Source organism: Kitasatospora sp. GP30, from assembly GCF_029892145.1.
In the GTDB taxonomy this organism is placed as follows: domain Bacteria; phylum Actinomycetota; class Actinomycetes; order Streptomycetales; family Streptomycetaceae; genus Kitasatospora; species Kitasatospora acidiphila.
The window spans coordinates 55,438-73,985 of sequence record NZ_JARZAH010000022.1; the positions used below are offsets into that span (position 1 = coordinate 55,438).

Genomic DNA, 18,548 nt, shown 5'->3' on the forward strand with positions numbered 1-18,548 from the left:
CACAGGAGTTCACAGCGTCACCTCCGGGGTGCGTTTCCGCTGCTGAAGTGGGTCCCGGGCGCCCGGGTCAAGGGCGACTCGGGGTGACTGGGCAACGGGCTCGTAATGATCTGACGGTGATTCATGGCTCTTGTGTCGATATGCCCGATTTGCCTCTCATTCGGCATGCGTACGCTGTCGCGTGTGCACGAGGACCACCTCCGGGGAAGCGGGCCGGTACCAGGGCCTAGGGCGGTTGCGGGCATCGGAAGCAATCCTGCCGACGGGCGCTGGCGCCTGGCCTAGGAGTTACTGGACATGAGCGAACACCGGCGACGGACGCCCGGTCAGGGCGGCGGCGAGCAGCCGCCGAACGGACCGGGCGGCGCGCGACCGCATGGCTACGGCACCCCGCCGGAAGGGGCGCCGTCCTATGACATGCCCGGCCGCGCGGCCCCCAGGAACCGGGCAGCCGGCCCGCAAGGCATGCGGGAGACGGCCCAGCAGCCCCGGATGACCAGGGCCGAGATGCGCAAGGCCGCCCAGAAGGGCGGGCGCAGGGGCCCGGACGGCCCCGGCGGCCGCGGTCCGGGCGGCGGCGGCCGACGCGGCGGTGGCGGCGACAAGCCGCCGGGCAAGAAGAGATTCATCGACTACCCGCGCTGGGGCAAGCGCGGCGTCCGGCGCTGGCTGCCGTCCTGGAAGCTGGTGCTCTCGCTCTTCCTGATCTTCTTCGGCGGCGGGGTGGCGGCCGTCGGCACCGCCTACTCGATGACCACCGTGCCCCAGCTGAAGGACATCAACCCGCCCCAGAACAACATCTACTACTGGGCCGACGGTACGGAGATGACCCGGACCGGCCAGACCAACCGTCAGCTGGTGGACATCAGCGACATCAACAAGTCGATGCAGGACGCGGTGATCGCGGCCGAGAACGAGTCCTTCCGCACCGACAGCGGCATCGACCCCCAGGGCATCGCCCGAGCCATCTACAACATGGCTTCCGGCCAGTCCACCCAGGGCGGCTCGACGATCACCCAGCAGTACGTGAAGAACGCCTACCTGAGCCAGGAGCAGACGGTCACCCGAAAGCTCAAGGAGATCTTCATCACCCTGAAGCTCAGTCAGACCAAGTCCAAGGACGACATCCTGGACGGCTACCTCAACACGAGCTGGTTCGGCCGCAACTCCATCGGCATCCAGGCCGCCGCGCACTCCTACTACGGCGTCGAGGCCAAGGACCTGACCCCCTGCCAGAGCGCCATGCTGGCCGGCCTGCTGAAGGGCGCCGGCTACTACGACCCGTCGCTCAGCACGGCCAACCACGAGCGGATGTTCGGCACCACGGCCCACCCGGAGCAGGGCCGCTGGGAGTGGATCCTCGGCAAGATGGTGCAGACCAAGGCCATCACCCAGGCCCAGATGGACCAGTGCACCAAGGCCGGGCTGCCGGAGCCGATAAAGCAGGCGCCGTCCGCCAACCTGAACGGCCAGGTCGGCTACATCGTCGACACCGTCAACAACTACATCGAGGCCAAGGACCCGTCGATCACCGACGCCAAGCTCGGCCACGGCGGCTACAACATCTACACCACCCTGCAGAAGGACAAGGTGGACCTGCTCTCCAAGGCCGTCGACGACATGGCGAAGGCGAACCTGGACCCCGCCAAGCGCCCCTCGACCGACACCTTCGTGCAGGTCGGTGCCGCCTCGGTGGTCCCGGGTGACGGCGCGCTGGTCGCCATCTACGGCGGCCCGGGCCAGGAGAAGGGCCAGTACGCCAACAACGCCGAAAGCACCGGTGTGCCGGTCGGTTCGACCTTCAAACCGTTCGTGCTGGCCACCGCGATGCAGGACGGCGTGCAGACCCAGACCGGTCCGGACGGCAAGCCGATGCGGATCAACGAGGACAGCCGCTACAACGCCGACAACCTGAGCACCATCCGCAGGCCGGACGGCTCGCTGGTGACCAACCCGGACGGCTCGGTCTTCCACCAGCGCAACGACGAGGACGGCAAGCAGGGCTATGTGACGCTGCGCGATGCGATGATCAACTCGTTCAACGTCCCCTACGTCCAGCTCGGTGAGGACGTCGGCGGCCCGAACGTGGCAAAGCTGGCCGCCCAGATGGGCATCGACCCGAAGCTGATGCCGAACCAGGGCAGTGCCTCATTCGCGATCGGTACCTCCACACCGAGCGCGATGCAGATGGCCTCCGCCTACTCGGTCTTCGCGGCCAGCGGCCAGCAGACCGACATGTACGCGGTGACCAAGGTCCAGTTCCAGGGCAGCACGCTGCCGAACTTCACCAAGCCGCCCCGCAAGACGGTGCTCGACACGGCGGTGGCCGACAACATCACCAGCGTGCTGCAGGACGTGGTGCAGAAGGGCACCGGTACCAAGGCGCAGAACGTCGGCCGCCCGGTGGCCGGCAAGACCGGTACCACCGACAAGGGCACCTCGGCCTGGTTCGACGGCTACACCCCGCAGCTGGCCACCGCCGTCACCATGTACCGCGAGGACCCGAACCACCCCGGGCTGCAGTCACTGGACGGCACCGGCGGCAAGAGCTCCTTCTACGGTGGTGACCTGCCGACCGAGATCTGGGCCGACTACATGAAGTCCGCGCTGGCCAACACCCAGGTGATGGACTTCCCGACGCCGGGCCCGGTCAACACCGAGGTCGACTCCTCGGGCGCGCCGAGCACCGCCTCGCCGTCGCCGACGGCCTCGTCCTCCCCCACGGCCACGGCCAGCGCGTCGTCCTCCCCCACCCTCACGCCCAGCGCGTCGGCGACCTCCAAGGCGCCGACGCCGACCGGCTCGCCGGAGACCTGCCTGCCCGGCGTGGACTGTCCCGGCAGCTCGCCGACCGGCAAGAACCCGGGCGGCGGCAACGGTGGCGGCAACGGCGGCGGCTGCGTGTGGGGCCCGCTCTGCCCGACCACCGGTCCGACGGACACCACCTCGCCGGCCACGCCGCCTCACCACGGTGGCGGTTCCGGTGGCGGCACCGGGGGCCCGGGTGGCGGCACTGGCGGTACCGGTGGCACCAGCAGCCCGCCCACCGCGGGCGGCCAGCCAGCCGGCGGCTGATCGCACCACCCACTGCGGCCCCGCTCCTCGGAGCGGGGCCGCAGGCATTTTCGGGCACCGGCACCGACCGGTCCTCGTCGGATCGGCACGCGTGCGGCAGTATGTCGGCCATGACGTCCAGCACGCGCGACCAGACCGCCGCCGAGGCCGTCCCGGTCCAGCCGCAAGGCCCGCTGCCCAACACCGTGGTCGTCCCCGCGGACGAGGACCCGGTCTCGGCGGCCGGCAGCGAGCTGATCGGCGGCCCGCCCGGGCGCCGGGCGCTGCTCGGGGTCTCGTGGTGGGTCCCGGTCCGCTTCCTGGCACTGGCCACCGTGCTCACCTACTGCCTCGGCCTGGTCCAGAAGCTGCCCTGCTACACCAGCGGCTGGTTCTACGGCGTCACCAGTCAGTACACCCACGCCTGCTACAGCGACATCCCGCACCTCTACTCGGCCCGCGGCCTGGCCTACGGCCTGCACCCGTACCTCGACCAGATCCCGCTGCCCACTCCGGACATGAAGTTCCTGGAGTACCCCGTGCTGACCGGTCTGTTCATGCAGATCGCCGGCTGGCTGACCCCCACCACCGGGGCGATCCAGGGCCGCGAGCAGTGGTTCTGGATGGTCAACGCCGCCATGCTGCTGATCTGCGCGGTGGTCACGGTGGTCGCGCTCTCCCGCACCCACCGCCGTCGCCCCTGGGACGCGCTGCTGTTCGCGCTGGCCCCGGTGCTGGCGCTGAACGCCACCATCAACTGGGACCTGCTCGCGGTGGCGCTGACCGCCGTCGCGATGGCCTACTGGGCGCGCAGCCGCCCCATCTGGGCCGGCGTCTTCATCGGCCTGGCCACCGCCGCCAAGTTCTACCCGCTGCTGCTGCTCGGGCCGCTGCTGGTGCTCTGCCTGCGGGCCGGCCGCTGGCGGGCCTTCGGCCAGGCCGCCGGCGCCGCGGTCGGTGCCTGGCTGGTGGTCAACCTGCCGATCATGATCGCCAGCTGGGACGGCTGGAAGACCTTCTACACCTTCAGCCAGAGCCGCAAGGAGGACTTCGGCTCCTTCTGGATGATCCTGATGCAGGACCGCAACCAGGCGCTGGGCACCCTCAACGCCTGGATCGCGGGGCTGCTGATCGGGCTCTGCCTGGCGATCGGCTGGCTGGCGCTGACCGCTCCGCGGCGGCCCCGCTACGCCCAGCTGGTCTTCCTGGTGGTGGCCGCCTTCGTGCTCACCAACAAGGTCTACTCGCCGCAGTACGTGCTCTGGCTGCTGCCGCTGGCGGTGCTGGCCCGGCCGCGCTGGCGCGACTTCCTGATCTGGCAGGCCTGCGAGGTGCTCTACTACCTCGGCATCTGGTCCTACCTGGCCTACACCGGGGACGCCAAGCAGCACGGCATCGGCCAGGACTGGTACCACTTCGCGATCATCCTGCACCTGGCCGGCACGCTCTACCTGTGCTGCATGGTGGTCCGCGACGTCCTGCGCCCGGAGCGCGACCCGGTGCGCTGGGACGGCAGCGACGACCCGTCGGGCGGGGTGCTGGACTTCGCGCCGGACGCCTTCGTGCTGGGCGCCGCCCGCCGGCGGCGCGACGAGGCGCCCTTGGCCGAGTACCTGCCGCCGGCCCCGGCCGACGAGGTGGACTGGGCGGCGCCCCGGGACACCCCCGAGGACGTCCCCCGGGACGTGCTGGAGGCGTAGCCGGTGGCGGCCACCGAGGACGCGGGGCGCGCCGGGCCGGACGGCGCCGCTCAGACCTGACGGTCCAGGCAGCCGTGATGGTCAAGAACCTGGTCGAAGTGGGTGGTGGTGTGCCGCACCGTCACCGCCAGCTCGTCGCCCACCGCCGGGGGCTTGGCGCCGCCGGGCAGGAAGAGGATGCTCACCTGCATGTGCGGCGGCTCGGCGAACCAGAGCTGGCGGCCGCCCCACTGGTACGGCGACAGGGTCCGGTTGACGGTGGCCAGCCCGGCCCGGGCGATCCCCTTCACCCGGGGCAGCATCCCGTGCAGGTACTTGGGGGCCTCCATGCCGATGCCGTGCGCGGTGCCGCCGGAGACCACCAGCAGGTGGCCCTCGGACGGCGCCTTGTGCTGCCGGTAGCCGTACCGCTCGCCGCGGCGCACCGGGGTCACGTCCAGCACGGTGGCCCGCGCCTCCAGCGCCGCCACGTCGCCCAGCCAGAGCCGGGTGCCGATCCGGGAGCGGAACACCGTCTCCGGGTGGTGGCGGGCCAGCTCGGCCACCCCGGCGGCGCTCAGATGGCTGAGGTAGACGGTCCGGGCCGGCATCCCGGCCGCGGTGATCGCGGCCACCCAGCCGGCCACCTCGGCGATCGGGCTGCTGCGGTCCGGCCGGTCCAGCGGCAGGTGCAGCGCGAAGCCCTCGACCTGGCCTGCCCCGGCCTGCGCGCAGTGCGCCAGGTCGGCCCGGGTGATCCCGTGCCGGCGCATGCTGGTCATGCACTCCACCACCACCCGGGCCCCGGCCAGCGCCCGCAGCGCCTCCAGGCTGGCCACGGTGCGCAGCACCCGGGCCGGGGCGTCGGGCCCGGGCAGCGCCACGGCCGGCTCGCCGACCCGGTACGGGGTGAGCACCAGCACCTCGCCGGGGTGGCCGGCGGCGAGCACCTCGCCCGCCTCCGTCGCGGTGCCGACCGCCAGCAGGCCGGTGCCCAGCAGCTCCGCCTCCCGCGCCAGCCGCAGGTTGCCCAGCCCGTAGCCGTTGCCCTTCGCCACCGGCACCAGCCCGGGGAACTCGGCCAGTACGGCGTGTTGGTGGTCCCGCCAGCGGTCGGTGTCCACGTACAGCGAAAGGGTCATTGGTGCGCTCCGTGCTGGAGGGGGCGGTGCGGCGGTGCGGTCGGACGTGGTCAGCGGCGCGACATGTAGAGGTCCAGCGCCTTGTGGAGCAGCTTGTTGACCGGGAAGTCCCATTCGCCCAGGTACTCGGCGGCCTGACCACCCGTGCCCAGTTTGAACTGGATCAGGCCGTAGAGCGGGTCGTCCTCGTCCAGCGTGTCGCTGATCCCGCGCATGTCGTAGACGCCCGCGCCGAGCGCGTAGGCGTCCCGGATCATCCGCCACTGGACCGCGTTGGACGGCTTGACCTCGCGCTTGTGGTTGGCCGAGGCGCCGTAGGAGTACCAGACGTGCTGGCCGACCGTCAGCATGGTGGTCGCGGCCAGCGGTTCGCCCTGGTGGTAGGCCAGGTAGAGCCGCATCCGGTTGGGGTCTTCGGCGGTCAGCACCTGCCACTGGCGCTGGAAGTAGGCCAGTGGGCGCGGGGTGAACTTGTCCCGCTCGGCGGTCAGCGCATAGAGCTGGTGGAAGACCGGCAGGTCGTCGTAGCCGCCCTGGACCACCTCCACGCCGCTCTTCTCGGCCTTCTTGATGTTGCGCCGCCACAGCTGGTTGAAGTTGCGCTGGATGTCGTCCAGCGAGCGGTTGGCCAGCGGCACCTGGAAGACGTAGCGCGGCTGGACGTCACCGAAGCCGGCGCCGCCGTCCTCGCCCTGCCGCCAGCCGGCCTTGCGCAGCCGTTCGGCCACCGCGAAGGCCCGCGGCTCGTACCAGTCCGGATCCACGTCGCGCAGCCGCTTGGCCTGCCCGCCGGCCGCCGCCTCCTTGACGGTCGCGGCGCCCCAGCGGCGGATCACCACCGGCGGCCCGATCTTCACCGAGAAGGCGCCCTGCTCCTTCAGGTGGCCCAGCATCGGGCGGAGCCAGCGGTCCAGGTCCTGGTCGAACCAGTCGATCACCGGGCCCTCGGGCAGGTAGGCCAGGTAGCGCTTGAGCTTGGGCAGCTGCCGGTAGAGCACCAGGCCGGCACCGACCAGGGTGTTGGAGGCGTCGAACCAGCCGATCGACTCATGGCGCCACTCGGACTTGACCTCACCCCAGGAGGGCACCTGCATATGGCTGACGGAGGGCCGACTGCGCACGAAGGCGAGGTGCTCCTCACGGGTGATCGTCCTCAGACGCAGGCTCATGCTCCGGGTGCTCCCTTGGAAGATTTTGTTGACTCTTGACCCTAACGCCCGAAAGGTCCGCTTTGGGCGGGTCCGGCACGGCGCGTTCGATCGAACCCTAGAGCGGGGGCGGCGCCGGGGCCCGGGGTAGCGAGACGGCGCCCCCGCAGCGGGAGCGCCGTCTCATGCGCCGTGCTCGCGCCGGGGCTCGCACGGCCGTCGCAACCGGTCGGCGACTAGCCCGCGGCACCGCCGAACAGCCCGCCGTGGGCCAGGGCGATGCCGAGGCCGAAGGCGGACATCGCGATGCCGATCACCAGGACGAACCGCTCGGCGGTGGTGGCCGAGATGAACTGCCCCCACAGGCCGGTGATCACGCCGATCAGGCCGCTCCAGGAGCTCAACAGGTGCAGGTTGTGGAAGAACGACGAGGTGAACGCCAGCACACCGAGCACGGCGGTCAGCGCGACCAGGGTGTTCTCCCTGGGGTGCGAGTGGCCGTCGGTGTTGAGGGTGAACGCGGGGACTCGGCGGATGGTCTGTGCCATGGAAACCCACCTCCAGCGGGGGCCGGGCGATGCTGATGAACCCGTTCTGCCCAGATTGCGCCGCTTGAGACCGGGCGGCAATCGATGGGCGTTTTGTTCGGCCGGATGGGTGCGGGTAGGCTGTGCGATCTGCACTGGTGTATCTGTGCCCCCGCATGCCTTCAAGCAGGCCACCGGGGGCCGGTTGTCAGACCCGGCCGCTACGGTGGCTGTGGGTCGGTGCACCACCAGTGCCGACGCCGTACAACCCTCCTGCCACGGAGAGACCGTGGCCGTTGAGTCCAAAGGAGGTGGGTTTACCCATGCGTCACTACGAGGTGATGGTCATCCTCGACCCGTCGGTCGAGGAGCGCGCTGTCTCCCCCCTGATCGAGAGCTTCCTCAACGTCGTCCGCACTGGCGGCGGCACCGTTGAGAAGATCGACACCTGGGGGCGTCGTCGCCTGGCGTACGAGATCAAGAAGCAGCCCGAGGGCATCTACTCGGTCATCGACCTCAAGGCCACGCCTGAGGTCGTCAAGGAGCTTGACCGCCAGCTGTCGCTGAGCGAGCAGGTTCTGCGGACCAAGGTCCTGCGCCCGGACACCCACTGAGCCACCTGCGGGACCGTTGACGGTCCCGAGGGCTCGCGTCCGATGTTTCACGTGAAACATCGCTGAACGGAACTCCTCCTCCCGAGAGGTCAGCACACCATGGCAGGCGAGACCGTCATCACCCTCGTCGGCAATCTCGTCGACGACCCCGAGCTGCGTTTCACCCCCTCGGGTGCGGCGGTCGCGAAGTTCCGCATCGCGTCCACTCCCCGCACCTTCGACCGCCAGACCAACGAGTGGAAGGACGGCGAAAGCCTCTTCCTCACGTGCAACGTCTGGCGTCAGCCGGCGGAGAACGTGGCCGAGTCGCTGCAGCGCGGCATGCGCGTGATCGTGCAGGGCCGACTGCGCCAGCGGTCTTACGAGACCAAGGAAGGCGAGAAGCGGACGGTCTTCGAGGTCGAGGTCGACGAGGTCGGCCCGAGCCTGCGTTCGGCGACCGCCAAGGTGACGCGGGCCAACCGCGGTCCCGGCGGCGGTGGCGGTGGTGGCTTTGGCGGCGGCCCGCAGCAGGGCGGCGGCCAGGGCGGCTGGGGTGGCCAGGGCGGCAACCAGGGTGGCGGCAGCTGGGGTGGCAACTCCGGCGGCGGCCAGTCCGGCCCGTCCGACGACCCGTGGGCGTCCAGTGCGCCGTCCGGCGGCAACGCCGGTGGCGGTGGCTGGGGTGCGCCGTCGGGTGGCGGCTTCTCGGAAGAGCCTCCGTTCTAGAGCTGACAGATTTCGTGCGAACCGGGGCCCGTCCTTGCGACGGACCCGGATCGTGATCCTCATTTGGAGCACACCATGGCGAAGCCGCCTGCTCGCAAGCCGAAGAAGAAGGTTTGCGTCTTCTGCAAGGACAAGGTCAACTACGTTGACTACAAGGACACGAACCTGCTGCGGAAGTTCATCTCCGACCGCGGCAAGATCCGTGCCCGCCGGGTCACCGGCAACTGCACCCAGCACCAGCGTGACGTCGCCACGGCCGTGAAGAACAGCCGTGAGATGGCGCTGCTGCCCTACACCAGCACCGCGCGCTAAGAGAGGGTGACCGAAGAATGAAGATCATCCTCACCCACGAGGTCGCCGGCCTCGGCAGCGCCGGCGAGGTCGTCGAGGTCAAGGACGGCTACGCCCGCAACTTCCTGGTCCCGCGTGGCTTCGCCATCCGCTGGACCAAGGGCGGCCAGAAGGACGTCGACGCGATCCGTCGCGCTCGCAAGATCCACGAGATCCAGACCATCGAGGCGGCCAACGAGGTCAAGGCCACCCTCGAGGGCCTGCAGCTGAAGCTGAAGGTGCGCTCCGGTGACGCCGGCCGCCTGTTCGGCTCGGTCACCCAGGCCGACGTCGTCGAGGCCGTCAAGGCCGCCGGCGGCCCGGCGGTGGACAAGCGTGCCGTCACGATCGCCTCGCCGATCAAGACCGTGGGCACCCACAAGGTCGCCGTCAAGCTCCACGCTGACGTTCAGGCCAACCTCGACCTGGTCGTCGCCTGAGTCCAGGCGCACCACTGGTCGTGACCCCGAGGGCCGGAGCCTCCCGCATGGGAGGCCCCGGCCCTCGGGCGTTTCCGGGCCGTTCGAAGGCCCGCACCGCTCAGGCCCGCACCACTCAGGCGGCGCAGCTCAGGCCGGTCCTGCTGCTCAGGCCCGGACCGCCCCGGTGACCAGCCAGCGGCCGGTGCGCATCCGGCCGACCAGGAAGGCCGCGCGGACCAGCATCATCAGGTTCATCGCCCACCAGAGGCCGGCCAGTCCGCCGCCCAGGGCCGGCAGGGCCAGTGCCACCGGCGCGAAGACCGCCAGGGTGGCGAGCATCGCCCAGGCCAGGTACCGGCCGTCGCCGGCGCCCATCAGCACCCCGTCCAGCACGAAGGCCAGCCCGCAGGCCGGCTCGGTCAGCGCGAGCAGCAGCAGCACCCCGGTGAGCTGGTGGCGCACCCCGGGGTCGGCGGTGAACAGCGGCGTGTAGAGCGGTCCCGCGACGACCGTCAGCAGCCCGAGCACCACCCCTGAGCCGATCCCCCACTGGGTCATCCGCCGGGTCGCCGCCCGCGCGCCCACCGGGTCGCCGGCCCCCAGGCAGCGTCCGATGATCGCCTGCCCGGCGATCGCGATGGCGTCCAGCGCGAATGCCAGGAAGCTCCACAGCGTCATCGCGATCTGATGGGCCGCGACCTGCTGGTCTCCCAGCCGGGCGGCCACCGCGGTGGCGAGCACCAGGATCGCCCGCAGTGAGAGGGTGCGGACCAGCAGCGGCCCGCCGGCCCGGGCACAGGCCCGGATCCCGGCCGGGTGCGGCCGCAGCCCGGCCCGCTCCCGCCGGGCGCCGCGCACCACCACGGCCAGATAGACCGCCGCCATCCCGGTCTGCGCCAGCACCGTGCCCCAGGCCGAGCCGGCCACCCCGAGCCCCGCGCCGTAGACCAGCCCCACGTTGAGCAGCAGATTGGCGGAGAACGACCCGATGGCCACCAGCAGCGGGGTCCGGGTGTCCTGCAGGCCGCGCAGCACCCCGGTGGCCGCCAGCACCAGCAGCATCGCCGGGATCCCGAGCGCGCTGATCCGCAGGTAGGTCACCGCGTACGGTGCGGCGGTGCTCGACGCGCCCAGTGCGTCGGCCACGCCGGGCGCCAGCAGACAGCACAGCAGGGCCAGCGGCAGCCCCAGCAACAGGGCCAGCCAGAGGCCGTCCAGGCCCTGCTGGACGGCCGCCCGGCGGTCCCCGGCACCGATCCGCCGGGCGACCGCCGCGGTGGTGGCGTAGGCGAGGAAGACGAACACCCCGGTCAGCGTGGTGAGCGCGGTGCCCGCCACCCCGAGGCCGGCCAGCTGGGCGGTGCCCAGGTGCCCGACGATCGCCGAGTCGCCGATCAGGAAGAGCGGTTCCGCGACCAGGGCGCCGAAGGCCGGGATCGCCAGGGCGAGGATCTCCCGGTCGTACCGGCGGTGGGGGCCTCTCCCGGTCGAAGGCGGGGGGAGGTCGAATGTGCGAGCGGGCATGGTGGCACGGTAGCCATCCACAGGGGTCCGCAGGGGTGGTACGGGCGTGTGAAGTTTTTCTCATGCACAGCCGGTGGACAGAGTTCCTGCAGGTCAGCGAGTTGACACCGAAGAGATCGTCTGGTTATCCACAGGACTGTCCCCATGCTTGTGCACAGGTTTCGGGCTGTTGTCCACAGACTTGGGAGAACCATCCACACCCCCTGTGGATAACTCGGGTGATCCGGCTTGGCCCTGGCCCGGCCGTCCCCGTAGCGTGGTCGTTCACCCTTCGCACCACTCGCACGCTCGCTGAACGGGGATCACGCGTGACCGGCACCCAGTACGACGACAACGACGTGCCGCCGCCCCCGGAGGACGACTGGCTCGGCCCCGAGGACTTCCCCACCGACACCCCCAGCGACCGCCTCCCGGCGGCCCGCCGCCAGGGCAACGGCGAGTTCCGCAAGGGCGGCGAGTTCCGCAAGGGTGACTTCCGCAAGCGGGACGGTGACGGCGACCGGGAGCGCCAGGGCGGCGCCGAGGGCTTCGAGCGGGTCCCGCCGCAGGACATCCCCGCCGAGCAGTCCGTGCTCGGCGGCATGATGCTCTCCAAGGACGCCATCGCCGACGTGGTCGAGGTCCTCAAGCCGATCGACTACTACCGCCCGGCCCACGAGCTGATCCACAGCGCGATCCTCGACCTCTACGCCCGCGGCGAGCCGGCCGACCCGATCACCGTCGCCAGCGAACTCACCAAGCGCGGCGAGCTCAGCCGGGTCGGCGGCCCCACCTACCTGCACACCCTGGTCAACTCCGTCCCCACCGCCGCCAACGCCGAGTACTACGCGGAGATCGTCCACGAGCGCGCCGTGCTGCGCCGCCTGGTCGAGGCCGGCACCCGGATCGCCGGGATGGGCTACGCCGCCGAGGGCGACGTGGACGAGATCGTCAACGCCGCCCAGGCCGAGATCTACGCCGTCACCGAGCAGCGCACCAACGAGGACTACGCCCCGCTGGCCGACATCATGGAGGGCGCCCTCGACGAGATCGAGGCCATCGGCTCCCGACAGGGCCAGATGTCCGGCGTCCCCACCGGCTTCGCCGACCTGGACGCCCTGACCAACGGCCTGCACCCGGGTCAGATGATCGTCATCGCGGCCCGACCCGCGATGGGTAAGTCGACCCTCGCCCTGGACTTCGCGCGGGCCTGTTCGATCCACAACGCGCTGCCCAGCGTGATCTTCTCCCTCGAAATGGGGCGCAACGAGATCGCGATGCGTCTGCTGTCGGCCGAGGCGCGGGTCGCGCTGCACCACATGCGGTCGGGCAACATGACGGATGACGACTGGACCAGAGTGGCGCGGCGGATGCCGGACGTGACGGCGGCGCCGCTGTACATCGACGACTCGCCGAACCTGTCGATGATGGAGATCCGGGCCAAGTGCCGCCGCCTCAAGCAGCGCAACGACCTCAAGCTGGTGGTCATCGACTACCTGCAGCTGATGCAGTCCGGTGGTTCGCGCCGGGCCGAGAGCCGTCAGCAGGAGGTCTCGGACATGTCCCGTAACCTCAAGCTGCTGGCCAAGGAGCTGGAGGTCCCGGTGATCGCGCTCTCCCAGCTGAACCGTGGCCCTGAGCAGCGCACCGACAAGAAGCCGATGGTCTCGGACCTGCGTGAGTCGGGCTCCATCGAGCAGGACGCCGACATGGTCATCCTGCTGCACCGCGAGGACGCCTACGAGAAGGAGTCGCCGCGCGCCGGTGAGGCCGACCTGATCGTCGCCAAGCACCGTAACGGTCCGACGGCCACCATCACCGTGGCGTTCCAGGGCCACTACTCGCGCTTCGTGGACATGACCCGGGACTGACGGTGGCTCAGCTCGGCGCGGGATGATCACCGCATGACCGAGATCATCTTGATGGCCGACCCGAGGGTCGCGGCGATACCCGTTCGGGAGTGCGGCGAACGGCTGGTGGACGTGCGGCAGGACGGCCGGCTGCTGGTGGACCAGCGCAAGTGGCATGACTCCGCAGGGGCGTTCGGCTGGCTGCGGGACGGGGTGCTCGCCCGGCTGGGCGAGGCCCAGGCCCAACTGCCGGACGGGATGCGGCTGCTGTTCGTCGAGGGGTACCGCCCGCCGGCCCTGCAGCGGCGCTACTTCGACGAGTACGCGGCGCGGTTGCGGGCCGAGCGGCCGGGGTGGTCCGCCGAGCGGGTGCGGGAGGCGGCCAGCCGGTACGTGTCGCCGCCCGAGATCGCACCGCACAGCGCCGGTGCGGCCGTCGACCTGACACTGGCGGACGCCGATGGCCGTGAACTCGACCTGGGCACCCGGATGAACGCCACTCCCGAGGAGAGCGCCGGCGCCTGCTACACGGCGGCGGAGAACATCGGCGAGGAGGCTCGCGCCCTTCGGGAGACTCTGGGGAGCGCGCTCACCGCCGCCGGTCTGGTCAACTACCCGACGGAGTGGTGGCACTGGTCGTACGGGGACCGCTACTGGGCCCTGCAGACCGGCGCGGCGGCCGCCCTCTACGGGCCCAAGGAGCTTGATCCGGCTACGAGTTGAGCAGCGGCAGGAGCCCCGCCACCAGGTCGGCGGCGGCGCCGGCCGGGAAGTCGCCGTCCTGGTGGAAGTAGCGCAGGAAGCCCTGCTGGAAGCAGGCGCCCAACAGCAGGGCCGCGGCGGCCTCGGCGTCGGCGGCGGCGCGGACCCGGCCGAGCCGCTGTTCGGCCCGCAGGTAGTCGGCGAGTTGGGCGATCGGGAGCTGCGGGCCCGCGCCGTACTTGGCCAGCGATTCGCGGGCGGCGGTCATCAGGGTGGGCTGCGCCAACAGGGAGGCGAACATCGGGAAGGCGTCCCGGTAGAAGCGCAGTGCCTGGTGGGCGGTGGCGGTCAGGTTCTCCGTCACGGTGCCCTCGCCCGGGACGGCGGTGGTCGGGAAGGCCGGCATCCGCTCCCGCAGCACATGCAGGAGGATCTCCTCCTTGTCGTGGAAGTGCTTGTAGAGCAGCGCCTCGGAGCAGCCGGCGACGCGCGCGATCTGCTTGGTCGTCGTCTGGGCGACGCCCTGTGCGCGCAGGACCTCGGCGGCGGCGTCCAGGATCCGCTCTCGGGTGCTCAAGCGCCCTCCTCCTGACGGGTGAGTGAATGCTTGCCACTATAGGGAGGCGGTGGAAAAGCACTCGCTGCCGCGGCGGCCCGCTCCGTATCGTCGCCGACATGGTGAACGGAACGAGGAGTGCGCTGCGCGAGCGGCTGCGGGCCGGGCTGACCGAGGCGATGCGCGGGCGGGACCGGGCGACGGTCGGCGTACTGCGGGTGGCCCTGGGCCTGTTGGAGAACGCCGAGGCGGTGGAGCGGGACGCGGACGCCGATCGCAACCTGGCGATCGGCCAGATCCCGATCGGCGCCGGCGCGGCGGAGGCGGAGCGCCGTGAGCTGACCGAAGCCCAGGAGGTCGAGCTGCTGGCCGCCGAGGTGGCCGAGCGGGAGGCCGCCGCCGAGCAGTACGAACAGGCCGGGCAGCCTACCCGGGCCGAGCAACTGCGCGCCGAGGCCCGGGTGTTGGCTGCCTACCTGGCCTGAGGGGGTCGGGTCAGACCCAGTCCAGCTCCGGGGTGGCCGCGCGCAGCAGGTCGGCGGCCCCGCTGGTGAACGGGGTGCCGTGCGGCGGGCAGAGGACCTTCGGGGTGAGCGCTGCCAGCCGGTGGAACGAGGCGATGGCCTGCGCCCGGTCGACGTTGAACGGTCCGAGGTGGGCCGCATCGGGGCCGGTGCCGATGAGATCGCCGGGGAACAGCACGCCGCTCTCGGGCAGGTGCAGGGCGATGGCGCCGAAGGTGTGCCCCGGTACGTGGAGCACCTGGACCGGCTCGCCCCAGCCGGCCAGCTCCTCGCCGTCCGCCAGCGTGCGGTCCACCGGCAGGTGGCGCAGCGAGGCCTCGGTGTAGCCCGCCGTGACCTTCTTGTAGAGCTCGGCCTCGGTGGGGGTGAGCTGCGCCGCCGGCTCGGGCTCGGTGCCGCTGATCACGGGGGCGTCGACGGCGCCGGCCAGCACCTCGGCGCCGGTGGCCGCCACCAGGTCGGCGGCGGAGCCCATGTGGTCGAAGTGCGAGTGGGTGAGGACGATCTGGCGCAGCTCCGCGGGCCGGGCACCGAGTTCGTGCAGGGCGGCCAGGATGGCGGGGGCGGTACCGGGGACGCCGGTGTCGACGACCGCGAAGCCGTCCTCCCGGCGCACCAGGTGGACGTGGCCGATCGGGAGCGGGAGCTGCCAGACGGTGGGCGTGAGCTCGATGAGGTCCATGGGATGGACGGTAGAGGTGAACTGACGTGCGGTCAGTACGTTTGGGCCGACAGCTGACCGTCGTTCCCGCTGGGCGAACGGGGAGTCGGGCGGCCAGCGGTCAGTGCTTCAACGAGTCGGCGCCCCGGTAGCCCTCCGGCATGCCGCCGACCAGCAGGGTGTCGCTGACCGAGTTCTCGGTGCGCAGCGGCAGGATCTCCTGGTACTGCGGGGAGTCGTACCAGGCCCGGGCCCGCTCCAGGTCGGGGAACTCGATGATGATCAGGTTGCCGTCCCAGCTGCCTTCGACCAGCTCGATCGGGTTGCCGTGGACGATGAACCGGCCGCCGAAGTCGTCCAGGGTGGCGTCGATCCTCTCCAGGTACTCGATGATCTGCGGACCGAAGTCGACCGAGTGCATGTGGGCGAGGGCGTAGGCGGCCATGGTGTCCTCCGTGTGATGTTCGCGGTTCGCTGTGGTGATGACAGTAGGCAGTTGGGGCCGGACCCGAATCAGTCGTGCATAGGTAGCTGGCTAGCCTGGCCCGATGACGGATATCGAGTTGGTGGTCTTCGACTGCGACGGCGTGCTGGTGGACACCGAGCCGATCGCGGTGCGTGCCACCGTGGCGGTGGGGGCGGAGCTGGGGTGGCCGCTGAGTGCGGACGAGGTGGTGGAGCGGTTCGTCGGCCGGTCGACCGCGTCGATCGGCGAGCAGGTCGCCGAGCGGCTGGGCGCGCAGGCGGTGGTGCCGTTCCAGCGCCGCTTCGAGGAGCTGCACCGCGAGGCGGTGGAACGGGAGTTGACCGTGGTGCCCGGGATCCGGGAGGCGCTGGAAGAGCTGCGGCTGCCGAGCTGCGTCGCCTCCAGTGGCAGCCACGACAAGATGCGGCACACCCTGGGCCGGACCGGGTTGTACGACTGGTTCGACGGCCGGATCTTCAGCGCGACCGAGGTGCGGCACGGCAAGCCGGCTCCGGACCTTTTCCTGCACACGGCGCAGCGGATGGGCGTGCGGCCCGAGGCCTGCGTGGTGGTGGAGGACAGCCAGTACGGGGTGCGGGGGGCGCGCGCGGCCGGGATGCGGGTGCTGGGGTACGCGGGCGGGGTGACGCCCGCCGAGTGGCTGGAGGCGGAGGGCGCGCTGGTCTTCACGGACATGCGGGAGCTGCCGGCGCTGTTGGAGAAGCTGGGCGGCGCGGGCCAGGCGGGGACGGCGGGCACCGCGGGCTACGCGGCGCAGGCCGAGGCGCTGCTGGAGCAGTACGAGGGCGTCGGCTTCGAGGAGGTGCACCAGCGGGTGCTGCCGCTGCTGCCGCCGGCCCCGGCGCAGGTGCTCGACCTGGGCGCCGGGACCGGGCGGGACGCCGCCGCGCTGGCCGGGCGCGGCTACCGGGTGACCGCCGCGGAGCCGGTGGCCGAGCTGCGGGAGCTGGGACGGCGGCGGCACGCGGGCGTCGACATCGAGTGGGTGGCCGGGGCGCTGCCGCAGCTGCCGGGGATCACCGGCCCGTTCGACCTGATCATGGGGACCGCGGTGTGGATGCACCTGTCCCCGGCGGAGCGGGCCCGGGCGTTCGAGCGGGTGCTGGAGCTCCTGGCGCCCGGCGGCACGCTGGTGCTGACGGTGCGGCACGGTCCGGTGCCGGCCGGGCGGCGGATGTTCGAGGTGCCGGACGCCGAGCTGCTCGGCCAGGCCCGGGCTGCCGGGCTGCGCCTGGTGCACCGGGACGAGCGCAGCGACCTGCACGGGCGGGCGGATGTGCGGTGGAGCGAGCTCGGGTTCGTCCGGGACTGACGGGCGATCAAGCGGCTGGCGCGTGGTCGGCCCGGGGGGCTGGTGGTGGGGGATCTCACACCGCGTCGGCTCACCCGGCCGGGCGCGTCTGCCGGGCGTGGGCGGGGCGGGCCTTCCATGCTGGGGGCGACCTGCCCGCCGCCGATCAGGGAGCGCCCGTGCCGCCGACGCCATCGTCCGAGCCGTCGTCCGAGCCGTCGTCCGGGCCGTCGTCCGGGCCCGCCTCGGCGCCGCAGCCGTCGGCCGAACCGGAGCCGGAGCCATCGTCCGGGGCGGGGCCCGAGCCATCGTCCGGGGCGGGGCCTGCTGCCGCCGAGGCGGCCGAGGCGTCGTTCGAGCTCGCGCGCAGGCCGGCGTCCGAGCCGGCGTCCGCGCGGAACCTGGGGCCGGTCCCGGCGCACGGCCGAGCGGGCGGACCGAACGGCTCGACCGCCGCCCAGCCGCCGGCACCGCCGCTGGAGATCGCCGTCTTCAGCGGCCCCGAGTCGGCCTTCTTCACCACCTCCACCCTGATCATGGGCGCCCGCGACGCCGTCCTGGTGGACGCGCAGCCCACCCGGAGCGCCGGGCGCGAGCTCGCCGAGTGGATCGCCGGCAAGGGCCGCAACCTGGTGGCCGTGCTGATCACCCACCCGCACCCCGACCACTACTTCGGCGTCGAGGAGGTGCTGCGGCTCTTCCCGCAGGCCCATGTGCTCGCCGCTCCGCCGGTGGTCGGGGAGATCGCCAGCAACGGCGTACGCCACCGCGCCGAGCTGCGGCCGATCTTCGGCGACGGCGTTCCGGAGCACCCGCTGGTGCCGCGTCCGCTGCGCCCGTTGCCGCTGATGATCGACCACCAGCTGATCCGGGTGCTGCTGCTGGGGCAGGCCGACTGCGCGCACTCCACCGTGGTGCACGTGCCGGGCTCGCGCACCGTGATCGCCGGCGACTTCGCCTTCAACGGCACCCACCTGCGGACCGCCGAGACCACCACCGAGCAGCGGGCCGCCTGGCAGGCCAACCTGGACCGGATCGCCGGCCTCGGCGCCGAGTGGGTGGTGGCCGGCCACCGGGCCCCGGAGCAGGACGACGACGCGGACCGGGTGCTCGACTTCACCCGCGGCTACCTGCGGGACTTCGACCGGCTGCTGGCCCACCACCCCGACGACCCGGAGGCGCTGATCACCGCGATGGGCGAGCGCTACGGGCGGCTCACCCTGCCGCTGTTCCTGACGGAGGGGGCGCAGGCCAACACCGTGACGCCCGGCTGAGCGCCACCGGGCCGCCGTCCGTGGGGGCGGGATGGCCTGCGGCTCTCACCGTGCGCGGACCCGCCGCGTGAGCGAA

At 71.6% G+C, this 18,548-nt stretch carries 19 protein-coding genes and 1 pseudogene; 12 read left to right on the top strand and 8 right to left on the bottom strand.

Annotated elements, in window-relative coordinates:
• Nucleotides 1-297: 297 nt before the first annotated feature.
• Both P3T35_RS25975 and P3T35_RS25980 read left to right on the top strand, forming a co-directional pair.
• Entirely contained in the window at nt 298-3,075 is a 2,778-nt protein-coding gene (locus P3T35_RS25975) for a transglycosylase domain-containing protein (RefSeq protein WP_101380694.1), read from the top strand.
• A gap of 110 nt (nt 3,076-3,185) precedes the next feature.
• A complete protein-coding gene (locus P3T35_RS25980) occupies nt 3,186-4,754 on the top strand; it encodes a glycosyltransferase 87 family protein (protein ID WP_101380695.1) in 1,569 nt (522 codons plus the stop codon).
• Nucleotides 4,755-4,804: 50 nt separating this feature from the next.
• Here the strand turns inward: P3T35_RS25980 and P3T35_RS25985 are convergent, their stop codons facing one another.
• The 3 genes from P3T35_RS25985 to P3T35_RS25995 form a co-directional block, all read right to left on the bottom strand.
• A complete protein-coding gene (locus tag P3T35_RS25985) occupies nt 4,805-5,875 on the bottom strand; it encodes an alanine racemase (RefSeq protein ID WP_101380696.1) in 1,071 nt (356 codons plus the stop codon).
• A 50-nt stretch (nt 5,876-5,925) separates the two neighbouring features.
• Nucleotides 5,926-7,044: a peptidoglycan bridge formation glycyltransferase FemA/FemB family protein gene (locus P3T35_RS25990; protein WP_101380697.1), complete on the bottom strand. Its 1,119-nt coding sequence runs from the start codon at nt 7,042-7,044 to the stop codon at nt 5,926-5,928.
• A gap of 215 nt (nt 7,045-7,259) precedes the next feature.
• A complete protein-coding gene (locus P3T35_RS25995; RefSeq protein WP_101380698.1) occupies nt 7,260-7,571 on the bottom strand; it encodes a hypothetical protein in 312 nt (103 codons plus the stop codon).
• 302 nt (nt 7,572-7,873) lie between these two features.
• Here P3T35_RS25995 and rpsF point away from each other — a divergent pair, with 302 nt between their 5' ends.
• The 4 genes from rpsF to rplI all read left to right on the top strand — a co-directional run bounded on the left by rpsF (nt 7,874) and on the right by rplI (nt 9,642).
• Complete coding sequence (gene rpsF / locus P3T35_RS26000) at nt 7,874-8,164, top strand: 30S ribosomal protein S6 (RefSeq protein WP_101380699.1); 291 nt, start codon at nt 7,874-7,876, stop codon at nt 8,162-8,164.
• 99 nt (nt 8,165-8,263) lie between these two features.
• A complete protein-coding gene (locus tag P3T35_RS26005; protein ID WP_101380700.1) occupies nt 8,264-8,872 on the top strand; it encodes a single-stranded DNA-binding protein in 609 nt (202 codons plus the stop codon).
• 75 nt (nt 8,873-8,947) lie between these two features.
• Complete coding sequence (gene rpsR, locus P3T35_RS26010) at nt 8,948-9,184, top strand: 30S ribosomal protein S18 (protein ID WP_030304537.1); 237 nt, start codon at nt 8,948-8,950, stop codon at nt 9,182-9,184.
• A gap of 17 nt (nt 9,185-9,201) precedes the next feature.
• On the top strand, nt 9,202-9,642 hold the full coding sequence (gene rplI, locus P3T35_RS26015; RefSeq protein ID WP_101380701.1) for a 50S ribosomal protein L9: 441 nt from the start codon (nt 9,202-9,204) through the stop codon (nt 9,640-9,642).
• 147 nt (nt 9,643-9,789) lie between these two features.
• On the opposite strand, the gene P3T35_RS26020 is transcribed toward rplI, so the two are convergent.
• Nucleotides 9,790-11,148, bottom strand: a complete 1,359-nt coding sequence (locus P3T35_RS26020; protein ID WP_101380702.1) for an MATE family efflux transporter — start codon at nt 11,146-11,148, stop codon at nt 9,790-9,792.
• Nucleotides 11,149-11,486: 338 nt separating this feature from the next.
• On the opposite strand from P3T35_RS26020, the gene dnaB reads away from it, so the two are divergent.
• Nucleotides 11,487-12,998, top strand: coding sequence for a replicative DNA helicase (dnaB, locus tag P3T35_RS26025; protein WP_101385051.1), 1,512 nt, complete (start codon nt 11,487-11,489; stop codon nt 12,996-12,998).
• 33 nt (nt 12,999-13,031) lie between these two features.
• On the top strand, nt 13,032-13,700 hold the full coding sequence (locus P3T35_RS26030) for a M15 family metallopeptidase (protein WP_101380703.1): 669 nt from the start codon (nt 13,032-13,034) through the stop codon (nt 13,698-13,700).
• Here P3T35_RS26030 and P3T35_RS26035 read toward each other — a convergent pair.
• On the bottom strand, nt 13,690-14,256 hold the full coding sequence (locus tag P3T35_RS26035) for a TetR/AcrR family transcriptional regulator (protein ID WP_101380704.1): 567 nt from the start codon (nt 14,254-14,256) through the stop codon (nt 13,690-13,692). The genes P3T35_RS26030 and P3T35_RS26035 overlap by 11 nt on opposite strands.
• A gap of 98 nt (nt 14,257-14,354) precedes the next feature.
• Here P3T35_RS26035 and P3T35_RS26040 point away from each other — a divergent pair, with 98 nt between their 5' ends.
• Nucleotides 14,355-14,720: a GatB/YqeY domain-containing protein gene (locus P3T35_RS26040; RefSeq protein WP_101380705.1), complete on the top strand. Its 366-nt coding sequence runs from the start codon at nt 14,355-14,357 to the stop codon at nt 14,718-14,720.
• Nucleotides 14,721-14,730: 10 nt separating this feature from the next.
• On the opposite strand, the gene P3T35_RS26045 is transcribed toward P3T35_RS26040, so the two are convergent.
• Nucleotides 14,731-15,441 (bottom strand): MBL fold metallo-hydrolase, encoded by a 711-nt coding sequence (locus tag P3T35_RS26045; RefSeq protein WP_101380706.1) that lies wholly within the window; start codon nt 15,439-15,441, stop codon nt 14,731-14,733.
• Nucleotides 15,442-15,541: 100 nt separating this feature from the next.
• Entirely contained in the window at nt 15,542-15,865 is a 324-nt protein-coding gene (locus P3T35_RS26050; RefSeq protein WP_101380707.1) for a DUF1330 domain-containing protein, read from the bottom strand.
• A gap of 103 nt (nt 15,866-15,968) precedes the next feature.
• On the opposite strand from P3T35_RS26050, the pseudogene P3T35_RS26055 reads away from it, so the two are divergent.
• Both P3T35_RS26055 and P3T35_RS26060 read left to right on the top strand, forming a co-directional pair.
• Nucleotides 15,969-16,604 (top strand): annotated as a pseudogene (locus P3T35_RS26055) (HAD family hydrolase); the annotation flags it as partial.
• Complete coding sequence (locus tag P3T35_RS26060) at nt 16,581-17,219, top strand: class I SAM-dependent methyltransferase (protein WP_218976797.1); 639 nt, start codon at nt 16,581-16,583, stop codon at nt 17,217-17,219. The pseudogene P3T35_RS26055 and the gene P3T35_RS26060, both read left to right, overlap by 24 nt.
• Before the next feature lie 145 nt (nt 17,220-17,364).
• Here P3T35_RS26060 and P3T35_RS26065 read toward each other — a convergent pair whose 3' ends face one another.
• The gene (locus P3T35_RS26065; RefSeq protein WP_101380709.1) at nt 17,365-17,736 is read right to left on the bottom strand and encodes a hypothetical protein; all 372 of its coding nucleotides are present in this window, start codon (nt 17,734-17,736) and stop codon (nt 17,365-17,367) included.
• Here P3T35_RS26065 and P3T35_RS26070 point away from each other — a divergent pair.
• Nucleotides 17,735-18,472, top strand: a complete 738-nt coding sequence (locus P3T35_RS26070) for an MBL fold metallo-hydrolase (RefSeq protein ID WP_101380710.1) — start codon at nt 17,735-17,737, stop codon at nt 18,470-18,472. The genes P3T35_RS26065 and P3T35_RS26070 overlap by 2 nt on opposite strands.
• The last annotated feature ends 76 nt before the right edge of the window (nt 18,473-18,548 follow it).